The sequence below is a fragment of the Eubacterium sp. ER2 genome, from assembly GCF_000765215.1.
Taxonomy (GTDB): Bacteria; Bacillota; Clostridia; order Lachnospirales; family Lachnospiraceae; genus Claveliimonas; species Claveliimonas intestinigallinarum.
The window spans coordinates 1-20,209 of the sequence record NZ_JPJE01000041.1 but is presented as its reverse complement, the minus strand read 5'-3'; the positions used below and the strand labels follow the sequence as shown (position 1 = coordinate 20,209).

General features: G+C 55.7%; 19 protein-coding genes. 15 read left to right on the top strand and 4 right to left on the bottom strand.

Translation table 11 applies throughout. From position 1 onward, the window contains the following. Nucleotides 1-38 precede the first annotated feature (38 nt). The 9 genes from NI21_RS0113635 to NI21_RS0113595 all read left to right on the top strand — a co-directional run bounded on the left by NI21_RS0113635 (nucleotide 39) and on the right by NI21_RS0113595 (nucleotide 8,626). Complete coding sequence (locus NI21_RS0113635) at nucleotides 39-860, top strand: immunoglobulin-like domain-containing protein (protein WP_033126761.1); 822 nt, start codon at nucleotides 39-41, stop codon at nucleotides 858-860. A gap of 11 nt (nucleotides 861-871) precedes the next feature. Continuing rightward, nucleotides 872-1,477 carry a Wzz/FepE/Etk N-terminal domain-containing protein gene (locus NI21_RS0113630; protein WP_033126760.1) on the top strand — a complete coding sequence of 202 codons (606 nt, stop codon included), beginning with the start codon at nucleotides 872-874 and terminating at the stop codon, nucleotides 1,475-1,477. Beyond that, nucleotides 1,432-2,289, top strand: a complete 858-nt coding sequence (locus NI21_RS0113625) for a CpsD/CapB family tyrosine-protein kinase (RefSeq protein ID WP_147581207.1) — start codon at nucleotides 1,432-1,434, stop codon at nucleotides 2,287-2,289. The genes NI21_RS0113630 and NI21_RS0113625 overlap by 46 nt, the downstream gene beginning before the upstream one ends. Next, on the top strand, nucleotides 2,279-3,778 hold the full coding sequence (locus tag NI21_RS0113620) for a polysaccharide biosynthesis tyrosine autokinase (RefSeq protein WP_033126758.1): 1,500 nt from the start codon (nucleotides 2,279-2,281) through the stop codon (nucleotides 3,776-3,778). The genes NI21_RS0113625 and NI21_RS0113620 overlap by 11 nt, the downstream gene beginning before the upstream one ends. A 3-nt stretch (nucleotides 3,779-3,781) precedes the next feature. Then, entirely contained in the window at nucleotides 3,782-5,014 is a 1,233-nt protein-coding gene (locus tag NI21_RS0113615) for a CpsB/CapC family capsule biosynthesis tyrosine phosphatase (protein ID WP_033126757.1), read from the top strand. A gap of 336 nt (nucleotides 5,015-5,350) precedes the next feature. Continuing rightward, a complete protein-coding gene (locus NI21_RS0113610; protein ID WP_147581206.1) occupies nucleotides 5,351-6,514 on the top strand; it encodes a hypothetical protein in 1,164 nt (387 codons plus the stop codon). Continuing rightward, nucleotides 6,511-7,392, top strand: a complete 882-nt coding sequence (locus NI21_RS0113605) for a hypothetical protein (RefSeq protein WP_033126755.1) — start codon at nucleotides 6,511-6,513, stop codon at nucleotides 7,390-7,392. The genes NI21_RS0113610 and NI21_RS0113605 overlap by 4 nt, the downstream gene beginning before the upstream one ends. Further along, a complete protein-coding gene (locus tag NI21_RS0113600; protein ID WP_033126754.1) occupies nucleotides 7,355-7,969 on the top strand; it encodes a hypothetical protein in 615 nt (204 codons plus the stop codon). The genes NI21_RS0113605 and NI21_RS0113600 overlap by 38 nt, the downstream gene beginning before the upstream one ends. Before the next feature lie 12 nt (nucleotides 7,970-7,981). Next, nucleotides 7,982-8,626, top strand: coding sequence for a GDSL-type esterase/lipase family protein (locus NI21_RS0113595; RefSeq protein ID WP_081958099.1), 645 nt, complete (start codon nucleotides 7,982-7,984; stop codon nucleotides 8,624-8,626). A gap of 29 nt (nucleotides 8,627-8,655) precedes the next feature. Here the strand turns inward: NI21_RS0113595 and NI21_RS0113590 are convergent, their stop codons facing one another. Together NI21_RS0113590 and NI21_RS0113585 are read right to left on the bottom strand one after the other, a co-directional pair. Further along, complete coding sequence (locus NI21_RS0113590) at nucleotides 8,656-9,357, bottom strand: pentapeptide repeat-containing protein (protein WP_033126752.1); 702 nt, start codon at nucleotides 9,355-9,357, stop codon at nucleotides 8,656-8,658. Continuing rightward, nucleotides 9,354-10,004, bottom strand: a complete 651-nt coding sequence (locus NI21_RS0113585) for a DUF1847 domain-containing protein (RefSeq protein WP_033126751.1) — start codon at nucleotides 10,002-10,004, stop codon at nucleotides 9,354-9,356. The genes NI21_RS0113590 and NI21_RS0113585 overlap by 4 nt, the downstream gene beginning before the upstream one ends. Before the next feature lie 247 nt (nucleotides 10,005-10,251). On the opposite strand from NI21_RS0113585, the gene NI21_RS0113580 reads away from it, so the two are divergent. From NI21_RS0113580 to NI21_RS0113570, 3 genes are all read left to right on the top strand, one after another. Then, nucleotides 10,252-11,568 carry a 5-bromo-4-chloroindolyl phosphate hydrolysis family protein gene (locus NI21_RS0113580; protein ID WP_242842871.1) on the top strand — a complete coding sequence of 439 codons (1,317 nt, stop codon included), beginning with the start codon at nucleotides 10,252-10,254 and terminating at the stop codon, nucleotides 11,566-11,568. Between the two features lie 3 nt (nucleotides 11,569-11,571). Beyond that, nucleotides 11,572-12,651 (top strand): toxic anion resistance protein, encoded by a 1,080-nt coding sequence (locus tag NI21_RS0113575; protein ID WP_052084126.1) that lies wholly within the window; start codon nucleotides 11,572-11,574, stop codon nucleotides 12,649-12,651. A 207-nt stretch (nucleotides 12,652-12,858) separates the two neighbouring features. Beyond that, entirely contained in the window at nucleotides 12,859-14,283 is a 1,425-nt protein-coding gene (locus NI21_RS0113570) for a sodium:alanine symporter family protein (protein WP_033126750.1), read from the top strand. Here NI21_RS0113570 and NI21_RS0113565 read toward each other — a convergent pair. After that, the gene (locus NI21_RS0113565) at nucleotides 14,278-14,748 is read right to left on the bottom strand and encodes a GNAT family N-acetyltransferase (RefSeq protein ID WP_033126749.1); all 471 of its coding nucleotides are present in this window, start codon (nucleotides 14,746-14,748) and stop codon (nucleotides 14,278-14,280) included. The genes NI21_RS0113570 and NI21_RS0113565 overlap by 6 nt on opposite strands. A 278-nt stretch (nucleotides 14,749-15,026) precedes the next feature. Here NI21_RS0113565 and NI21_RS0113560 point away from each other — a divergent pair, with 278 nt between their 5' ends. Then, nucleotides 15,027-15,776 (top strand): carboxymuconolactone decarboxylase family protein, encoded by a 750-nt coding sequence (locus tag NI21_RS0113560; protein ID WP_033126748.1) that lies wholly within the window; start codon nucleotides 15,027-15,029, stop codon nucleotides 15,774-15,776. A 16-nt stretch (nucleotides 15,777-15,792) separates the two neighbouring features. Here NI21_RS0113560 and NI21_RS0113555 read toward each other — a convergent pair whose 3' ends face one another. Next, nucleotides 15,793-16,977: an MFS transporter gene (locus tag NI21_RS0113555; protein WP_033126747.1), complete on the bottom strand. Its 1,185-nt coding sequence runs from the start codon at nucleotides 16,975-16,977 to the stop codon at nucleotides 15,793-15,795. Between the two features lie 249 nt (nucleotides 16,978-17,226). Between NI21_RS0113555 and NI21_RS0113550 the strand changes: the two genes are divergently transcribed. Beyond that, nucleotides 17,227-17,595, top strand: a complete 369-nt coding sequence (locus NI21_RS0113550; protein ID WP_033126746.1) for a UvrB/UvrC motif-containing protein — start codon at nucleotides 17,227-17,229, stop codon at nucleotides 17,593-17,595. Next, the gene (locus NI21_RS0113545; RefSeq protein WP_033126745.1) at nucleotides 17,585-20,065 is read left to right on the top strand and encodes an ATP-dependent Clp protease ATP-binding subunit; all 2,481 of its coding nucleotides are present in this window, start codon (nucleotides 17,585-17,587) and stop codon (nucleotides 20,063-20,065) included. The genes NI21_RS0113550 and NI21_RS0113545 overlap by 11 nt, the downstream gene beginning before the upstream one ends. Nucleotides 20,066-20,209: the final 144 nt, after the last annotated feature.

Below are 20,209 nucleotides of genomic sequence, written 5' to 3'. Positions count from 1 at the left end.
GTACGTAATTGCAGACAGATGATATAGGAGAGTGGCAAATGAGATATCTCAGACTGGCAGTGATCATCATTTTCATAGGCGCCCTGGGCGTGTACGGTGCGTCCCGGGTAAAGGAGTGGCGGGAGCGGGATCCCCATGTCCCAACCATCTCCAGCGACAGGAATGTGCTGGATGTGTCCTGCTCCGCTACGGAGGAGGAGCTGATGGAAGGGCTGACGGCTCAGGACGAGGAGGACGGGGATCTGACCAGCGGCATCATGATTGGCAGCAGATCCCATTTTACAGAGCCCGGCGTCTGTACCATAACCTACGTGGTGTTCGACTCTGCCAGCCAGTCCGCCACCTTTGAGCGGGAGACTCATTTTACAGACTACCGGCCGCCACAGTTTTCTTTAAGCGAGCCTCTCGTATTTACAGCGGAGAGCGGGGACAGCACAGGCATACACGTGGGGGCCTCGGACATGCTGGACGGGGATCTGAGCAATGATGTAAAGATCACGGACAGCACGGTCAACTACCAGACGCCGGGAGCCTACACAGTGACTGTGGAGGTGTCCAACAGCTACGGGGATGTGTCGTCAGCGGTTCTCCCTGTGCATGTGCTGGAGTCCTGGCAGAATGAGCTGGATATCCAGCTTACAGCAGGGATCGTGTACCTGAAGACAGGAGAGGGACTGGACGCAGGCTCCTACGTGGCGGGACTAACTGACGGGGAAGGCAATGCCCTGGATCCGGGGCTTGTGCAGGCCCAGCCGGCAGTGGATGCGTCCACTCCGGGAATCTATGAGGTGCAGTACATAGCGGCAGACAGTCAGGGACGGCAGGGCAATACGTGGCTGACCGTGATCGTGGAAGAATAGGAGGAAGCAGGATGGAAGAGACAAAAGAAATACGCCTGGACGAGATCAGCATCTGGTGTATCCTGTGGGATGTGGTGAGAAATGCCTGGGTCGTAGTCCTGGCCGTGGTGGCGGCCTATCTTGGCATCGCGGGAGTCCTGGGCCTTCTGTACGAGCCAGTGTACACGTCCAGCGCCACCCTTGCCGTCACAGCCCGGGGCAACAGCGGCGGAGCCTACTCCTCGCTGAATATCACCACCCAGATGGCGGATGTGTTTACCGAAGTGTTCCAGAGCGATGTACTGCGGGAGCAGATCGCCCTGGACATGGGACGGGACAGCGTGTCAGGAGAGATCACGGCCAGTGTGATCTCGGAGACGAACCTGGTGACTCTGCAGGTGACCTCCGTGACGCCCCAGGACGCCTATGAGATGATCCAGTCCGCTTTGCGGAACTATGAGGGCGTGTCCGACTACCTTTTTTCCAATGCCCGCCTGCAGATTGTGCAGAGCCCCCAGATCCCCTACGGCCCCTCCAATGTGCAGAATATCCGGCGCTATCAGCGGCTGGGCATGCTGGGGGCGGAGCCCTGGTGGTGGCGTGTATTGCCCTTTTTAACATCATGCGCTTTACAGTGAAGACGAGAAAGAGCGCGGAGAGAAATCTGGACGGCCGCATCCTGGGAGAAATCCCCTTTGAGCAGAAGTATCACTCCTGGAAGGAGGCTCTGCACAGGAGCAAGCAGGCACTTCTCATTCAGTCGCCTGCTGTCAGCATGCAGTTCGCGGAGGCGCTGAGGCGTGCCTCGGCCAGGATCGAGCAGCACATGCGCCGAAGAGGGCAGAAGGTGCTGATCGTCACCAGCATCGGGGAAAATGAAGGGAAATCCTCTGTGGCGGCCAACCTTGCCATTGCCCTTGCGGAAAAGGGGCGGCGGGTGCTGCTGGTGGACGGGGATCTGAAAAAGCCGGCCCAGTACCGGGTATTTGACCAGCAGGACGCAAAATTGATCCAGCTCTCTGAGTGGCTGGAGAGTGGGAAGACCTTTAAGGGGCTTTTGAATTTTGAGAAGAAGTCCGGGATCTTCTGCATTTTCCAGAAGACCTCCGTGCGCGCCTCGGGCAGACTCCTGAAGTCGGACAAGATGAAGAGCCTCATGGAGGCCTGCAGGGAGCAGGTGGATTTTATCGTGATAGACACGCCTCCCCTGGCGGAGGTCAGCGACGGGGAGCTTCTCCTGGCCTACGGAGACTGTGCCCTTGTGGTGACCAGACAGGACTGGGTGGACGTGAGGATCCTGAACGACACGGCCGACACAGTGCGCCAGATTCAGTCCGAATTTCTCGGCTTCCTGCTGAACGCATTTCACAGGGACAGGCTGTCCGCTTTGTCGAGATACGGTAACTACAGACATTACAGAGGATCGCAGGAGGTGCCGGATGGAAGATAAAAGACAGGAAGAGGAGATGGAAATAGATCTCCTGATGCTGGTGCAGGATGTGTGGAAGGGCGTGAGGAAATTCTGGTTCCTGGCTGTGCTGCTGGCGCTGGCCGGGGCGGCCTTCATGTATCTGCGCTCCTCCCGGGGCTATGTGCCTATATATCAGTCGGAAGCTACCTTCACAGTCATGACAAGCACCTCTGACGGGCAGGAGGGGAGTGCGGGGTACAATTTCTACTACGACACGACTACGGCGGGACAGCTTGGCACCACCTTTCCCTATATTCTTGGCAGCGAGCTGCTGACTGATGCCATCTGCGCGGACATGGGGACGGAGTATGTGAACGGGAGCATTTCCGCCAACGTCATCCAGAATTCCAACATGGTGACCATGGCGGTGGTGAGCGCCAGCCCGGAGGACGCCAGGGCAGTTCTGGAGTCGGCTATGAAGGTGTACCCGGATGTGGCCAGATTTGTGCTGGGAAATATCCAGTTCAACATTATTGATCCGCCTTCTCTGCCAAAGGAACCTTACAACATCCCCAGCTACACGAGGCAGACGGCGAAAGGGGCCTTGGCCGGGGTGGCGGCGGGCTGCCTGTTCATCCTGCTCTACGCCTTTTTCAAGAGGACTGTGCGGAAGACGGAGGAGCTGGACGCGGTGACCAGCCTGAAGTGCATCTCCAGTCTCCCGGAGGTGCGCCGGAGAGCCCGGCAAAGGGGGAAAAAGGAGATTTCCATTTTGGACGAGAGGGGGATGTCCGGATATCGGGAGGGGATCCGCTCCCTCTATATCCGTATTGCGCGGGAGATGGAGAAGAAGGAGGCAAAGGTTCTTCTCATCACAAGCACCACAGCCGGGGAGGGGAAGTCCACTGTGGCCAGAAATCTGGCCTATGCCATGGCTGAGACGGGCCAGAGGGTCCTTCTCCTGGACGGGGATCTGAGAAAGAAAAAGGACAGAAAGGAAGCTGTCGGCCAGGAGGACTATGGCCTGGGACATGTTCTGGAGGGGGTGTGCCGTACGAAGCAGGCTCTGAAAAAAGAGGAGGAGAGCGGCATTTACCACATGCCGGCAGGCGAGAGCCGTAAAAGGCCGGGCTCTCTCCTGGCTTCCGACACGATGGAAAAGCTGATGCGGGAGCTGAGAGGGTGCATGGACTATATTATCGTGGACGCTCCGCCCTGCGAGCTCTTTGAGGACGCCTTTGTGCTGGAGCGGTACGCGGATACGGCTGTCTTTGTGGTCCGCTATGACTATGTCCAGAGATACCGGGTGCTGGAGTGCGTCACCTCTCTGTCTGAGAGCGGCAGCAGCCTTCTTGGATATGTATTTTCCGGGGTGCCTGTCAGGGAGGCGGGATACGGGTACTATGGGTACTACGGCTACGGAAATTACGGCGGCTATCATCGCTATGGCAGATACGGATATGGCTATGGGGAGGAGAAAGGCGGCCGGAGAGGCAAGCGGGACAGGAATATCGGCCAGGAGGTGTAGCAGATGAGAAGGTATGCGCGGCACATAGTAGGTCTGGCGGCCCTGGCTCTGCTGGCGGCTCTGTTCCTTCTGGCATTTTACAGAGGGCGGGTTCCCGAGGATAAGGCGGAGGTAAAGAGCCTTGGCAAGGCGGCCATCCTGCTGGAGCCGGAGGAGCTGCCGGATCTGATCGGTATCCTGCAGGAGGACGGGCGTCTGAGGGCAGGGGACGGGTTTGGCCTGGACATTACGGAAAATGTCACATGCAAAAGAACCTGGCTTTCAGGTGAAAATTATACTATATTGTTTAGAGTATCCAACGGGTACGGGGACATGGCGGAGGCGATGGTGAGCGCGGTCATATCCGGCGAGGTGGAGCACCCGGAGCTGGAGCTGTCGGCTATCTCTGTGACCATCCCTGTGGGGGAGGCATTTGACCCGTACAGTTATATCCTGTCCGCCCGGGACAGCGACGGCACGGACCGGCAGGGCGATGTGCAGGTGGGAACGGTGCTGGATACCTCGGTGCCGGGCACCTATCAGGTGGCCTATACGCTGACCTCCTCTGACGGCATGGAGCAGGTCAAGAAATACCTGACTGTGGCCATGCCCCACTGCAGCATGTCCCGGCTGCGGGAGGAGCCCGGACTTGCCCGGCGCATCCGGCAGATGACAAAAGAGATCAATGAGAGGCTGGAGGAGGACAGGATCTCCCTCCAGCTTCTTGCGGGCATGGAGATCATGGCGGAGGAGACACGTGTGGAGGAGCTGGCCGGAGCGCTCCGGGAGGAGAGCCTGCTGACACTGAACGGAACCCGCTATCCTCTGGTGGAATTTCCCTTCCGCTGCTCTCCGTCTCTTGTCTACCGGACGGTGGAGCACTTAAGGGAGAACGGGTTTGTGCCTGTGATCGCCCATCCGGAGCGGTACAGATGTGTTGTGCAGCACCCTCAGCATGTCTACGAGTGGTACCGCATGGGAGCGGTGATCCAGGTAAATAAGGGCAGCGTCCTTGGCAGGTTTGGGCGTTCCATCCAGCGGACGGCGGATCTTCTCCTGAGGCACCGGCTGGCGGCTGCAGTGGCCTCAGATGCCCACAGACCGGGGATGCGCACCCCGGACATGACCTGGCTGCGGGAGCGGCTGGCAGAGCGCTACGGCGCCTATTGTCCCCGGCTGCTTTTGGATGAGAACCCGGAGAGGATCGTGCGGAACCGGGAAGTGATATGGGAAGAGCCGATGGAGATCGAAGAGTAAAAGTGAACAATAAATGAACAATATTGTTGAAACACCGCCCGATTTGATGTATAATTTTTGTACCAGAAAGGGGCGGTGTTTTTGAAATTGAATCAGGGGGACACAGCTTACGATTTTTTAGCTGTATTGTGTTCCATGCTTCCCAAAGAACAGGAGCGGAAGTGTGCTATAAAATGGAAAACCGCAGGCTATAATAAAGTAGAAAAAGCGATAAAAGAATATCAAAAATACGTGGATATCATTCTAAAGTCATCGCTTGAGCAATATGCATTAGACGATCAGGCGGTCTGTCAGATCAACCATTTCTTAGAACAGGCTGAGGAACCGGATGAGCAGATGATGAATGAAATTTATCTGCTGGCAGTCCGGATAGAGAAGCAGCTTTCGGCGTGTACAGAGCTGATATGCGAGGGGATGGTGACCAGACTGAAGCCGCTGAACAGAAATTACAGGGAGACCGGGATCAGTATTTACCCCTATTTTGCACCGGAATGGGACACTGGAAAGTCTGAGAGAAATCGGGAATATCTTCTGAATACGGAGTTTGCCAATCATATTATGATAAGGGCGGAGGATGAATCTCCTTTTGAAATTGCCATGCATTACTGGAATGATACAGGACTTCTGCGCAGAGCTGAACAAGGCTGGTCCTTGAAGATTGCCATTACTCCTGTACACGATTCCCTGACTTTGAAAACCAGGGAAGAAGAACTGGAAGAGGGAACAGTGCTCTGTGTAGAAGGGGTGGAGGATGAAGAAAAGGTGGAGGAACGGATTCAGCGCATTTTCGCCACTCTTTTCACAGGAGAATACAGCATCATTATTTTCCCGGAGGCAGTGGGGACGGCAAAGGTGGAGGAAAAAATAAAGGAGACCATGCGTTTCCATCCGGAATACTGTACTTTTGTGCTTCTGCCCACATACTGCGAAAATGGTGATAATATTCTGACAGTGCTGGGACCGGGAGGTCTGGAGGTACTCAGGACAAAAAAGGGAACCCCGTTTATTCTGCAGGAAGACACTGGTATATTAAAGAGAGAAAAGCTAAACTATACGAATGTATTGAACATCCTGGTGACGCGGGAGCTGGGAAATGTGGCTTTCCCTGTCTGCGCAGAACTGGTAGATCCTGCATGCTATGATGTTCTCTGCCGTGTCGGCAGGGCAGATACTATTTTATGCCCTTCCTATTCGCCGGGGATCGGTGCGTTTGAGAAGACTCTCATGAAGGGGATTGCGGCTATGATGATGGGAGTATGGGTAAATACCTGTTCTGCCAGATATGTATCCAGAAGCGGGAATGTCTCGGACGTAGTTGGTATGGTGCAGATCCCTGATGGAGGACCGGAGGGCGAGACGCTGCATAGGATCAGGCGGGAATGCAGCGGAAAGTGCCGGGAGAGCGGGTGTTTTTTTGAAATTGTCATTACATGCGAGGAAAAGACTTTCCGGGTGCAGAGCAAAATGTACGATGTGTACAGGATGGGAGGTGTATCATGAAAGAAAAGGAAAAGCGGAGAATTAATTTTTTTGTAGATGCCCCTAGCGATATCCACGTTAAAATGAAAAGTCTTTTGACGGAAGCGGTTGACCTGATGGTCGATGCGGATATAGAGAAGCTGGAAGAGCTTTATGTGGAAGTAAAAAGCAGTAAATATTCCGGCCAGGGCTATCTGGAGACGCTGCCTGACTATGATGGAGCAAAGGAGAAGTGCTTTGATGTAGGATACACATATGCACTGTTGGAAACAATGCGGTCATACGCTGGAAAGGCTGCGACAGACAAAGAAATCGAACGTATAAAGACAAAATATAAAAATAAAATTTTCAAATGTCTGGGAGAAAGAGGGACTGTATTTCACCGCGATCTTGCCATATATCTGGGGATATCCAACAGCGCTCTCAATGCGGTCATAAAGAGGATGAATGAGACTGGTGTAAAGACCGTAAATGTGGAAAAGGCAGGAAAATATACGCTGTACTCCCTGACGGCCCAGGCTTATCGATACGTGTACAAACATGGCATACTTACACAGGAAGAGGAAAGAGAGCCTCGTTTTAATACACTTATATACGTGAAAAGGTTTGAAGACGAGAAAAAGAGAGAGCAGAGCAGTCTGTTCTGCGACGCGACGTTTGAAATGGGATCCGCCCTGGAACAGTTTTTCCAGATGAAAAGGCGGTGTGCAATGTACCATAACCTTTTGACTGAGTACAGGAAGACGCGTAATACAGAGGAGAAGATTACTACGGAAAGAAAGGAACAGACAGCAGGAGTCTGGAGTCAGTTGGTCGTTTTTAAACAACCAGGGAATAGCAGGATTAAGGAGAGGAACAAGTATGAGAAGCAGTTTAGAATGTCTGCAGGAGTTTATTGACAAAAATGGCGAAGAGTGGCAGAAAAGGCTTTCCACATGTATGAAAAGCGATGAGGAGCTTTCCCCTGACGAAAGAGCATGCTTCCAGGATTTTGTGGAGGCATACAGAGAGGCGGTTATCGCGGGAAAAAGCGATGAGCTGGGAGCTGTAAAAAAGCGTATTGCCAATGATCTGCTTGCGGATGAGCTGAGGGAGTATATCGACCAATATCTGACAGGGTTCTATGCGGCCGAACCGCTCAGAACGCTGGAGGTAAAAGATTTTGACAGCGCGAAAAAGCTGGCGGATCTGATTTTTGAAGAGAAGATTGTGCGGTTTAATCCGGCGATATATGAGAAATATGCAGATTTTGGCTTTGACGCAGAGCAGACTTTTGCCAGTGTTGTCAACGTAGTAGCTTCTCTTGCAGAGTTTACCGTTGAGGGAAATCTTCAGAAAAAGGCTATAGAAGAAGCGGTTTATACGAACATACGTATAACCAGAAAACTAAGCAGCTATATTGCCGAGAAAACAGACCGGAATTTTGAACAGATTAGGGCCGGACTGATACTGCGAAGACTTTCCGAGAACAATTAGATTATAAGAGAGATGAATATCAGTAAGAGAACAATGATTTTTCTTGGCGACAGCATCACAGACGCTGATCACAATTTTTCTCCAAAAAGAGAGGGAGAGCCCAGTCTGGGCAACGGGTATGTCCGGCAGATTGCTGATCTCCTTGAGACAAAGATGCCCGGGAAAACAAACATCCGCAATGGAGGACATGACGGCTTTACCGTGCAGGGGCTTCTGCGGATGCTGGACTATGACTGCCTGAGCTACAAACCGGACGTGGTCAGCATTCTCATAGGGAGCAATGACGCGGCCGTGTGTATGAATACAGGGAGAACGCTGGAGGCGACCGGCTTTGCGGAAAATTACCGGTGCCTGCTGGGACGGATACAGGAGAAAACAGAGGCCCGTCTTGTCTGTATGGGCCCCTTTATCTTTCCACAGCCTTTGGAGTACAGCAGATGGATACCGATCATTCGGGAAATTGAGGAGACGGAGCGAAGGATCGCAGGGGAGCGCCATGCCCTTTTCCTCCCTCTTCATGACCTGCTGAACCGGGAGGCACAGAGGGCTGGCTATGACGGGATCACACCGGACGGTATCCATCTGACCTGGGAGGGAGCGGGGGTGGTTGCCCGGACATGGATCAGAGAGGTGGACAGGGCAAGGATTTTTAGTTGAGAACCAAATATGAAAGAAGCGAAGGCACATCAGTATGCCTTCGCTTCTTCTCTTGTCATCCAGAAATGGATCCCTGTGGTGGAGTCCATCCACCGGTCCTCGTTAAAGTCCGGCACCTCCACCCACTGACCCTTCCGGTAGACAAAGTTCTCATCCACAAGGGACCAGGCCTCGTCGTACTCCTCCTTGTAATCAAAGCTCTTGATGGAGAGCACCTTTGCCTTGCTGCACCGGCAGGAGTTCATGGTGGCGGAGGTGCGCTTGGCGTCAGCCGGGATGAGGAGCTGGACGAGTCGGTTGTTGAAGCACTTCTTGTAGCCAAGGAAGGCCCCCTTCTCCGGACAGTAGAGGCGGAAGAATTTTGTGTTCTCGTCAGAGATGATGCCGTCCAGGTTGGCGTGCTCCAGCACGGCGCTGAACAGATTGGCTCCGGAGATGTCTGCCCCGGACAGGTCGTCGTACCGCATGGCGGCGCCCTTTAAATTGGCCTGGCGGAAATTGGTGCCCCGGAAGCTGCAGTCGTCAAAGAGGGCGTTCTCCACGGCGCAGCTGTGCATGTCCGCATGGTCAAAGGAGACGTGGTGGAAGCTGGTCAGGGAGAAGTCCACCCAGGACAGATCCCAGCCCGACAGATCCGCGTCGGACAGCTCCATGTCCTGCAGGTTCAAAAGCTCTCCCTCTTTTCGCTCTTTTAATTTTTCTCTCAGAGTCTCTGTTGTCAGTGTGATCATGCGTTCTCACCTTCCTTCTCTTCCTCCTGGAAAAGCCTGGAATAATAGGATTTTGCGGTGTAGAGAGCGGCCACCGGGTTGTGTCCCAGCACCCGGTCCTTTGTCACCGCTGTGGTGGTCAGGGCTTCCGAATATTTGTAGAAGAGGCTGTCGTGGCCCACGCAGAGTCCTACCACCACATTCAGGTCTGTCCCGGCCTCATTCAAAAGCTTTGCCTGGAGGATGGGATTGCAGGCGGTCTTCCCCACGGCGTTGCACTTTTCGTCAATGCCAAGCTCCACCTTGGGCACAGCGCCCACCTTGCAGCAGACGCCGTACACCTGGAAGCCGTGCTTTCGGAAAATGGCGGCCAGGGTGCGGCTCTCGGACAGAAGGCCCACGCAGGTGGCGATGCCCAGCTTTTTGGCTCCGATCTTCCGGGCAAAATCCATGATCTCCTCCACCCGGGTGTACTGGCAGTAGTGCTCACACTCCACGTTGGCGGAGGCCAGGGTTACTTTGTGATTTTCTGCCTGGCCATAGCAGTCCAGCGCCTCCCCGAGTGTCTCCGGGTTCATGTGGGTGGTCACGCAGAAATCAGGATATGTTTTGTCCCCTGTCTGACAGTTCTTCACTGCGCAGTCAATGCAGGACAACTCTTTCTTCATAGTAGCTCACTCCTTTTTGCTCTGCATCTTTGAGCGGTGCTTTTCATTGCATGTCTCTGTATGCAGGATGCTTCTGTGTCTGTATGATCACAGTATAGCACATCCGGAGCATATCCGGGAGAGGTTGAGATTGCAGTTTTTGCCTGTATGCTATATAATTTTCACATAGCGTAAAATTAAGAGGATGATCTTCCCGGAAAAGGCTGCTGAGGCTCTTTTCCTGCGCGGGAAGAACAGGAGGATACAGGTGAACCAGGATTGGGAAAGATGGGGCCGGGACATCCGGGATATCGTGCAGGATGCAGTGGACTCCCAGGACTTTCAGAAGCTGAACGAAACAATTTCAAATACAGTCAACGAGGCTATTTTTAATCTGCGGGAAAATATCCGCCGCAGGCCGGGAGGCCCCGGCCCTGGCCCGGGAATGGGACCCGGCGATCCCGGCAGCTTTGGAGATCCGGGCGGCTTTGGCGGCCCCCAGGGCTCCTGGGAAGGTCAGGGATATGGGGGATATCAGGAATATCAGACTGGCCAGGGGAACGGAGCCTTTGAAGGCGGATCCATGGGACAGATGAGGCAAAGGCGGGCAAAGCCGCCGGTTCTGTTTGCAAGGAAGGGCGGCATCTCCCTGGCGGGGACGGCGCTGCTCACGGTGGGATTTCTCTTTACCTTTGCCTGCGTGTGCACAGTCATCGCCGGCGTGGCGGACGTCCTTGTGACCGGCTTTGGAGGGGCTGAGGCGGGGGCTTTCTTTGTGCTGGCCTGCCTGACCGCCGCCGGTGTCTGGATGTTTTGCAAGGGAAGGGGCATGAGAGGCCGGGCAAAACGGTTCCGCAGATATGTGGAGGCGCTGCAGGGCCGGGCCTACTGCAATATATCTGACATTGCCCAGCGGACCGGCGAGAAGCCCAAAAGGATCGTAAAGGATCTGCGTCGGATGATAGCGGACCGCTGGTTCCTCCAGGGACATCTGGACGAGCAGGGAGCCTGCCTCATGGTGACGGACGCGGCCTATGAGGAGTACAGAAGGATCCAGCAGCTGCGCCGGGAACAGCAGCAGGCGGAGGCGGAGCAGCCGGCCGGGCAGCAGTCCGGACAGGGCGGTGAGAACGCCGGGTATTCGCCGGAGGTACAGCGGGTTCTCGCAAAGGGAAGATGGTATGTGGATAAGATCCGAGAGTGCAATGATGCCATCCCCGGTGTGGAGATTTCCCGAAAGATCGACCGTATCGAGCTTCTGGTGCGGCGCATTTTCGACCGGGTGGAGGCGGATCCCGACGCGGTGGACGACATCAAAAAGCTGATGGAGTACTATCTGCCCACCACAGTCAAGCTGCTGGAGGCCTATGAGCAGCTGGACGCCCAGCCTGAGGCGGGGGAGAACATCCGCCAGGCAAAGGAAGAGATCGAGAAGACACTGGACACGTTGAACACAGCATTTGAAAAGCTTCTGGACAGCCTCTTTGAGGACGTGGCCTGGGATATCAGCTCAGATATCTCCGTGCTGGAGACTATGCTGGCCCAGGAGGGTCTGACAGAAGACGGATGGAAGAGAAAGGAATAGACTATGAGCGATGGATTTACAATGACCACAGGACAGGGAGAGATGCAGGGAAGCGCCCCGGATACGGCTCTTACGGAAGAGGAGAAAAAGATGGCGGCGGAGTATGCCCGGCAGATCGATCTGTACGACTCCGGGGCTGTGCTCCAGTACGGAGCCGGGGTGCAGAAGAAGATGGCGGATTTTTCCGAGAAGGCGCTGGAAAATGTGCGCACAAAGGATCTGGGAGAGATCGGGGATCTGCTGTCCGGCGTGGTGACAGAGCTGCGGGATTTTGACGAGGAGGAGACAAAGGGCTTCTTCGGCTTTTTCAAGAAGAGCGCCAACAAGGTGACGGCGCTGAAAGCCAAGTATGAGAAGGCGGAGGCCAATATTTCGAAGATATGCGAGACACTGGAGGGATACCAGAGACAGCTTTTGAAGGACGCGGCCATACTGGACAAGATGTATGACCAGAACCTGGAGTATTTCAAGGAGCTGTCCCTCTATATTGCGGCGGGGAAGAAGAAGCTGGAGGACACCAGAAATGTCCAGCTCCCGGATCTTGTGCAGAAGGCAAACAGCACCGGACTTCCGGAGGACATCCAGGCGGCTAAGGATCTGGAGGCCATGTGCGAACGGTTTGAGAAGAAGGTACATGACCTGGAGCTGACAAGGATGATCGCCATCCAGACAGCGCCCCAGATCCGACTTGTGCAGAACAACGACACCCAGATGGTGGAGAAGATCCAGTCCACCATTGTCAACACCGTACCTCTCTGGAAGAGTCAGATGGTGCTGGCCCTGGGAGTGGAGCATTCCGCCCAGGCGGCCCAGGCCCAGAGGGAAGTGACGGACATGACAAACGAGCTGCTGAAGAAGAATGCGGAGCGGCTGAAGATGGCCACCATAGAGTCCGCCCGGGAGTCGGAGCGTGGCATTGTGGATATGGAGACGCTGAAGACCACCAACGAGGCCCTCATCTCCACCCTGGACGAGGTGATGAAGATCCAGCAGGAGGGCCGCGAGAAGCGGCGCGCCGCGGAGGAGGAGATTGGCCGACTGGAGGGAGACCTGAAGGCCAAGCTTCTGGAGATCCGGAAGTAGGAAATACCCGGGCTGAAGTAAACGCAGAGAAATACAGAGGAATACAGAGACGGAAGGAGCCGGGGAGCGCGGAAAGCCCCCGGCTCTTCGCCTGTACTTTCGTGTTTTCAGGCTAATTGATCCGTTAATTTGACTTTTTCACTTTACAGGGGCAAACTTTCGCTTTATACTGGTGGGACAGGAAAAAAGAAGAAAGGAAACAGAAACATGGAATTTTTACATAAAGCGGGCAGCGCGGTGGTAAATCTCATTGAGGCTGTATACAGTCTGCTGTGGGGGGACATCGTCACTCTTCCCCTTCCCGGGGGCGGCACGCTGGGCCTTTCAATTCTGGTCCTCATCCTTGTGCCGGCGGGGATTTATTTCACCGTTCGGACGCGGTTCATGCCTTTCCGCATGTTCCCGGAGATGATCCGGGTGACAGTGGAAAAGAGAAATGTCTCTGAGGAGAAGGCTATATCGGGAGTCCAGGCCCTCATCGTCTCCACGGCCACCCGGGTGGGCATGGGCAACCTGGTAGGTGTGGTGGCGGCCATCTCCGCGGGAGGCGCGGGTGCTGTCTTCTGGATGTGGGCTATTGCGCTCCTGGGATCCTCCACGGCCTTCGCGGAGGCAACCCTGGCCCAGCTCTACAAAGAAAAAGATCCCCTCTACGGGGGATACAGGGGAGGCCCGGCCTACTACATACACAGCTTTTTTATCACGAGAAGGGGGAGTAAGAGAAAGAAATCCGTAGTGGCGGTACTCTTTGCCCTCTCCGGACTTCTGTGCTGGTGCGGCGTCAGCCAGGTGATCGGGAACTCCGTGTCCTCCGCCTTTGACAATGCCTTCGGCATTCCGCCCCTCTACTCCACCATTGTCCTTGTTATCCTGGCGGCTGTCATCGTGCTGCGCAAGCACGCCACCGTGAAGGTGCTGGACATCATGGTGCCGGTGATGGCAGGGCTGTACCTGGTGATCACAGTCTACATCATACTGACCAACCTGGGAGCTCTGCCGGGCGTGTTCCAGCGGATCTTCGCGGAGGCCTTCGGCTTTCGCCAGGTGGCAGCGGGCGGCTTTGGAGCTGTCCTCATGAACGGCGTGAAGCGAGGCCTTTTCTCCAATGAGGCGGGCTCCGGCTCCGCTCCCTGCGCGGCGGCAGCGGCTGACATCAGCCATCCGGCCAAGGAGGGGCTTCTGCAGGCTCTGGGCGTGTTCATCGACACGCTGGTGATCTGCAGCTGCACGGCCATGATCATGCTCCTGACGCCGGAGGCCATGACCGCCGGGCTGGAGGGCATGGATCTTCTGCAGACAGCTATGAGCTATCACCTGGGCGAGTTCGGCGTGATCTTCACGGCGTTGATCCTGTGGCTGTTCAGCTTCTCCACCTTCATCGGCATCCTCTTCTACGCCAGGTCCAATATCGCCTATCTGTTCGGGGACAGCTGGACCTCCCAGACAGCCTACAAGATCCTGGCCCTTGTCATGCTCTTTGTGGGAGGACTGGCCGCCTACACCTTTGTGTGGGATATGGGGGACGTGGGAGTGGGCCTGATGACCATTTTCAACATGATCGCCCTCATCCCCATGGCAGGGGAGGCGGTCCGGTCACTGAAGGACTATGAGTCCTGCAAAAAGAACCTATAAGATGACTTCCATTCCTACCTTCTGCTCCTTCAGGCCGCAGGAACGGTAGAATTTCATGGCGCTCTCATTGCAGCTCCAGACGTTCAGGGTCACGTTGTAGCAGCCGTGCTCCCTGGCAAAGTCGAGGGCCGCATTGTAGAGCGTCTTTCCTATATGCTCTCCCCGCCGGGTCTCCTCCACGCAGAGGTCGTCAATGTAGAGCGTCTTGATATCGGTCATGATATTGTTGTCCTTGTATTGCTGGAAAATGCAGAAGGCGTAGCCCTGGAGACAGTCGTTGTCGTCCACGGCGGCCAGTATGGGGCGGTTTTCATCCTTTAAGATCTCCTTCAGCTCCTCATCCGTGTACTTGCTTTTTCCGTATTTAAAAAGGTCCGGCCGTCCCTTGTGGTGGACCATAGCCACCTGGGCCAGCAGGCTGTGGATCCTCTCTATGTCTTTTTCTTCTGCCATACGTACTCTCATGGTTCATCTCTCCTTTTGCGTGAATTTTCTTACAGATAAAAGTGTAACACATTCACGCGTGTTTGTGTACGGCAGTAATTTTATCTCACCGTGATCTGATATTTCTGATATTTCCTTTTCCCTGCAATGACAAGCAAGCTATCAAACTGCCAAGGCCCGCTTCTCCCGGGGAAATGCCGCCCGGGCATAGAAAAGAATACAGGAAAAGTATTAGACACTGGCAAGGAGACGGATTTACAATATAGGTATCGAGAGAAAAAGAAAGGAGTCCTGCAAAGATGGAACGCACAGATAGAACAGAAAAGAACAATGAGAAATGGTTTAAGGGAGCTGCCTTTGAGGGAGCTATGGATCCGGAATTTACCGACATCGCCAGAGGATTTCTCTGCGGGGATGTACTGAGCCGAGGATGCCTCACAGACAGGCAGAGGGCCCTTGTCACGCTGACTGCCCTGACCACCTGCCAGACGCTGGACAATATGGCCGCCTACACGGAGGCTGCCCTGGGAGCCGGGGCCACTCCGGAGGAGATCAAGGAGACACTCTACCAGTGCACGCCCTACATCGGCATGGAGCGGGTGTGGGCTGCCCTGAAAGAGGTCAACAAGGCCTTTCAGGCAGCGGGCATAAAAGAGCCCTGCAGGAAGCAGGGGACGGTGACGGAGGAGACCCGCTTTGAGAAAGGGCTGGCTGTGCAGCAGGAAATCTTCGGCGCGGACAACATCAACAAGATGCGCGACGCCGCACCGGAGGAGCTGAAGCATATCCAGGACTATCTCTCCGCCTACTGCTTTGGCGATTTCTACACAAGGGGTACCCTGGATCTGAAAATGCGGGAGCTTATCACCTTCTGCGCCATCTGCTGCCTGGGCGGCTGTGAGCCCCAGGCCAAATCCCACGCAGGGGCCAACATCAGCGTGGGCAACACCCGGGAGATGCTCATTGATGCCGTGACCCAGTGCCTGCCCTTTATCGGCTTTCCACGCACGCTGAACGCCATTTCCTGCATCAACGAAGTGACCCGGTAAGCGGCCTGCAAAGCGCTCAGGCCAGGGTACGCCGGTTCAGGAGGAAGACCAGGACAGCCGCCGGAACGCAGAGGAGAAGAAACGGATAGAAGAGCCGCACATCCACGCTGCCGTAGAGGATCCCGCCCAGCATGGGGCCTAGGGTCATGCCCAGGTCCAGGCCGATATAGTAGGTGCTGTTGCCAAGGCCGGCGTGCTCCCGGCCCGCCATCACGATGGCCCGGGACTGGCAGACGGAGCTCATGATGCCGTAGCTTCCCGCCATCAGGACGGCCGCGGCGCACATGGGCAGATTGCTTCTCATCAGCGCCAGCAGGAGGATGGCCAGGAAGGCGCATATGGAGCTGCCGGTAAAGAAGACGGGAAAGCGCAGCCTGTCAAACAGGTTCCGCATGGTGAGCCGCAGGATCAGCAGGGCTGCCGCGTAGATAGGGAAGAACAGGCTGACAGTGACAGCCAGGCTCCGGGTCTCCGTGTACCGCACGATAAAGGACTGTGTGGCGCAGTAGGGGATGGCAAACAGCATAATAATGAGTGCGATGGGGAGTACCTTTGGCTCCACGATCCGCGGCGTTTTTCGGGAGTCTGTCTCTTTGTTCCCGCTTTTTCCGGCTTTGGAGGAGGCGGGGCGGGGGATAGGCTCCCCTTTATCTGCCACAAACTGGATCAAGATGAGGGAGAGGCCGGTGAAGATGGCGGCTATGACAAAGGAGATGCGGTAGCCAACCGTCTGGTAGAGGACCACGCCGATGGAGGGAGCCACAGCCATAGCCAGGGCGTTCATCATGCCGTAGATGCCCATGCCGGAGCCGATCCTGTCCGGGGGCAGGAGAAGGGAAAACCAGGTGGACATAGAGCTGGAGCAGAGGGCAAAGCCGATGCCGTTTACAATTCGGAAAAAGAGGACCATAAAGGGGCTGACAGAGAGCAGGTAGCCCACGGAGGCGGCGGTCATGAGCAGGAGACCTGCCATGGACAGGCGGTACTTGCTGATCCTGTCAATAAAGCTCCCCACGGCGGGGCGGCAGAACAGGGAGCAAAGGTTCATCATGCCGCCCACCATGCCCATAAAGGCCGCGCTGGCCCCCAGACTTTCGGAGAAGCCGGTGATGAGGGGTGTCACCAGCATGGGGCTTGCGAAATAAAAAAAGCCGGATATTAAAAGGAGCAGAATGTTTTTGGACAGTATAGAATGTTTCATGGTTTTTTCCTCCTGGTATCAGACAATAAAAAGACTACTCCCCTGTGAAAGGATTTGTCAATAGGGCTTTGCCGGGGGCCCTTCTATATAATATGCAAAAAAGAGGCCTTCGATAAATCTTAAAAAAGTATAAAAAACCTCAAAAATATTGACGTTTTTATAGTTTTGGATTATATTATTAAAAACTTAACTATTAAGTTTTTTAAATATATAGATTTCAGACAGAGAGACAAAGAGGTGAACTTTGATATGAAATGTCAGTTTTGTAATACAAATGAAGCGGATAAAATCTTTTATACCAACTATATGGGCGCTCTGTACCAGATCCCTGTGTGCGAGGGCTGTCTGCAGAGGATGTGGCAGCAGGCTGTGGCCGCCGGACAGGCGGAGGCCTTCCGCAACTACGCGGGCTGGTGGCCCGGCAGGCCGGAGCCGAGAAGGCTGGGAGAGAGGGCTTTCCCGGATCAGGCGGAGGAGGATCTGAAGCGTAAGCGGCAGCTTGCGGTACTTAAAGTCCGTCTCCAGGAGGCGGCGAAGAAGGAGAACTACGAGGAGGCCGCCCGCCTGCGGGACGACATTGCCACCATGGAGAAGGAGGTGTGCTCTCATGAAGGTTAATCTGGAGGTGTACAGTCAGAGCGGACTGCAGATTTTTCAGAACGCGCTCAAATTCGCGGCCCGGATGGGGCACGGTTACCTGGGCAGTGAGCATCTTCTCTGGGCTCTCGCCAAAGAAGGAGGAAGATCTGCCCGCCTGCTGAAGCAGTACGGCCTGGATGACAAGCTGGTGGAGGAGTACATACGAAGATATGACGGGAGCGCCGCGGGTATCAAGGCCCGGGCTATCCAGATCTCCGGCGAGGCGGACGAGGTCCTGGGCCAGGCCCAGACCGCGGCAAAGGCCCGGGGTCACGAGAAGACGGGGCCGGAGGATATCCTGGCGGGCATCCTGTCCACAGGGGAGTGTGCGGCTGTGCAGCTTCTCTGGTCTCTGGGCGTCAATACGGAGGAGATGAAAAAGGAGCTCCCCGTTGGGGAAGAGGAGTACGCCGCCGAGGAGGAGACGGTCCACACCCAGGAGGAGGAAGAAGAGGGCGAGTCCTACCTGGAGAAGTACGGCTCGGACATGACCCGGAAAGCGGAAGAAGGACAGTTTGACCCGGTCATCGGCCGGGACGATGTGGTGGAGCGCCTGGTGCAGGTGCTCTCCCGCAGAACCAAGAACAATCCGGTTCTCATCGGGGATCCGGGAGTTGGGAAGACCGCCGTGGTGGAGGGGCTTGCCCAGCGCATTGCCAGCGGGCGTATCCCTCTCAACCTGAAGCACAAGAAAATTATTGCCGTGGACCTGGTGGGGATGATATCCGGCACCCGGTTCCGGGGCGATTTTGAGGAGAGGATGAAGGCCTTCCTGGGGGAGGCCCAGGAGGATGAGGACATTATCCTCTTTATCGACGAGCTTCACACCATCATGGGAGCCGGGGCAGGCACCAGCGAGGCCATGGACGCAGCCAACATCTTAAAGCCTGTCCTGGCCCGGGGCGACCTGCAGATTATTGGCGCCACCACGGGAAATGAGTACAGGCAGCATATAGAGAAGGACGCGGCCCTGGAGCGGCGGTTCCAGCCTGTCTCTGTGGAGGAGCCGGATATCGAGGACACGGTGGAGATACTGGAGGGGCTGAAGAAGCGGTACGAGGACTTCCACGGTCTCACCATCACGGACGAGGCGGTGCGGGCGGCGGCCCAGCTTTCCGCCAGGTACATCCAGGATCGCTTCCTCCCAGACAAGGCCATTGACCTGCTGGACGAGGCGGCCTCCCGTATCCGAACCAGGGGCATGACAGAGCCCCCGCAGCTCCAGGAGCTGGACGACCAGATCGCCGCTACCCAGAAGGAGAAGAAGGCGGCGGCCCAGGCCCAGGCCTACGAGCGGGCGGCGGTGCTCCGTGACAGGCAAAATGAGCTGGAGCGAACCCTGAAGGAACGGCAGGAGGCCTGGCAGAAATCCCAGAAAAAGGCGGTGGATGCCCAGGATATCGCGGCGGTTGTCTCCGCCTGGACGGGCATACCGGTGACCATGCTGACCATGGATGAGAAGGAGCGGCTCCGCTCCCTGGAGACCATCCTCCATCAGAGGGTGGTGGGACAGGACGAGGCAGTCAAGGCAGTGGCCCAGGCCATCCGGCGGGGACGCACAGGGGTGGCGGATCCCGGCAGACCCATGGGCTCCTTCCTGTTCCTGGGCCCCACCGGCGTGGGGAAGACGGAGCTGTGCCGTGCGCTGGCGGAGGCTATGTTCCAGGACGAGAACGCCATGATCCGTCTGGACATGTCCGAGTACATGGAGTCCTACACGGTCTCCAAGCTGATCGGTTCCCCGCCGGGCTATGTGGGCCACGACGAGGAAGGGCAGCTGACTGAGCAGGTGAGAAAACATCCCTACAGTATCGTGCTCTTCGACGAGATCGAGAAAGCCCATCCGGACGTGTGGAACGCGCTGCTGCAGATCCTGGACGACGGGCGTCTGACAGACTCCAAGGGGAGGACTGTGAGCTTTAAAAATACGATCATCGTCCTCACCTCCAATGTAGGTGCGAGGGACATTCTCGGAAAGAAGTCCCTTGGCTTTGTGCAGTCTGATAAGGATGAAAGATCCCAGCGGGATGAGAACATCAGAAGCCGTGTCATGGAGGAGGTAAAGCGCACCTTCCAGCCCGAATTCCTGAACCGTCTGGACGAGATCATCGTGTTCCACCAGTTGGAGGAGAAGGATGTGCGCCAGATCGCCGGCCATATGACAGAGCAGTTCGCAAGGAGACTGGAGGAGCAGGGCGTTCACTTAAGGATCACGGATCAGGCCGTGGACGTTCTGGCTCAGGAGGGGTTTGACCCGGTATACGGGGCAAGACCGCTGCGCCGGGCGATCCAGTCCGCTCTTCAGAACAAGGTGGCAGATAAGCTGCTTGAGGAGGATTTTGACACAGACGAGGTCATTGTTGTGGACGCCAAGGGAGACGACCTTCGCCTGACTGTCTCCGGAAAGGAGTCGGATCGGGAGAGGGAAACGGCCCTGGATTTAGCGTGATCTGTCGTAAAAGACAGCATAAAAAATAAGGACAGCCGGCAGGCTGTCCTTACAGACTGTAGACAAAGTCCCCGGTTTACCCCGGGGCTTTTCTATTGTAGTTATCAACATTTCAATGATCCTTCCGGTTTTTATCAAGAAAAA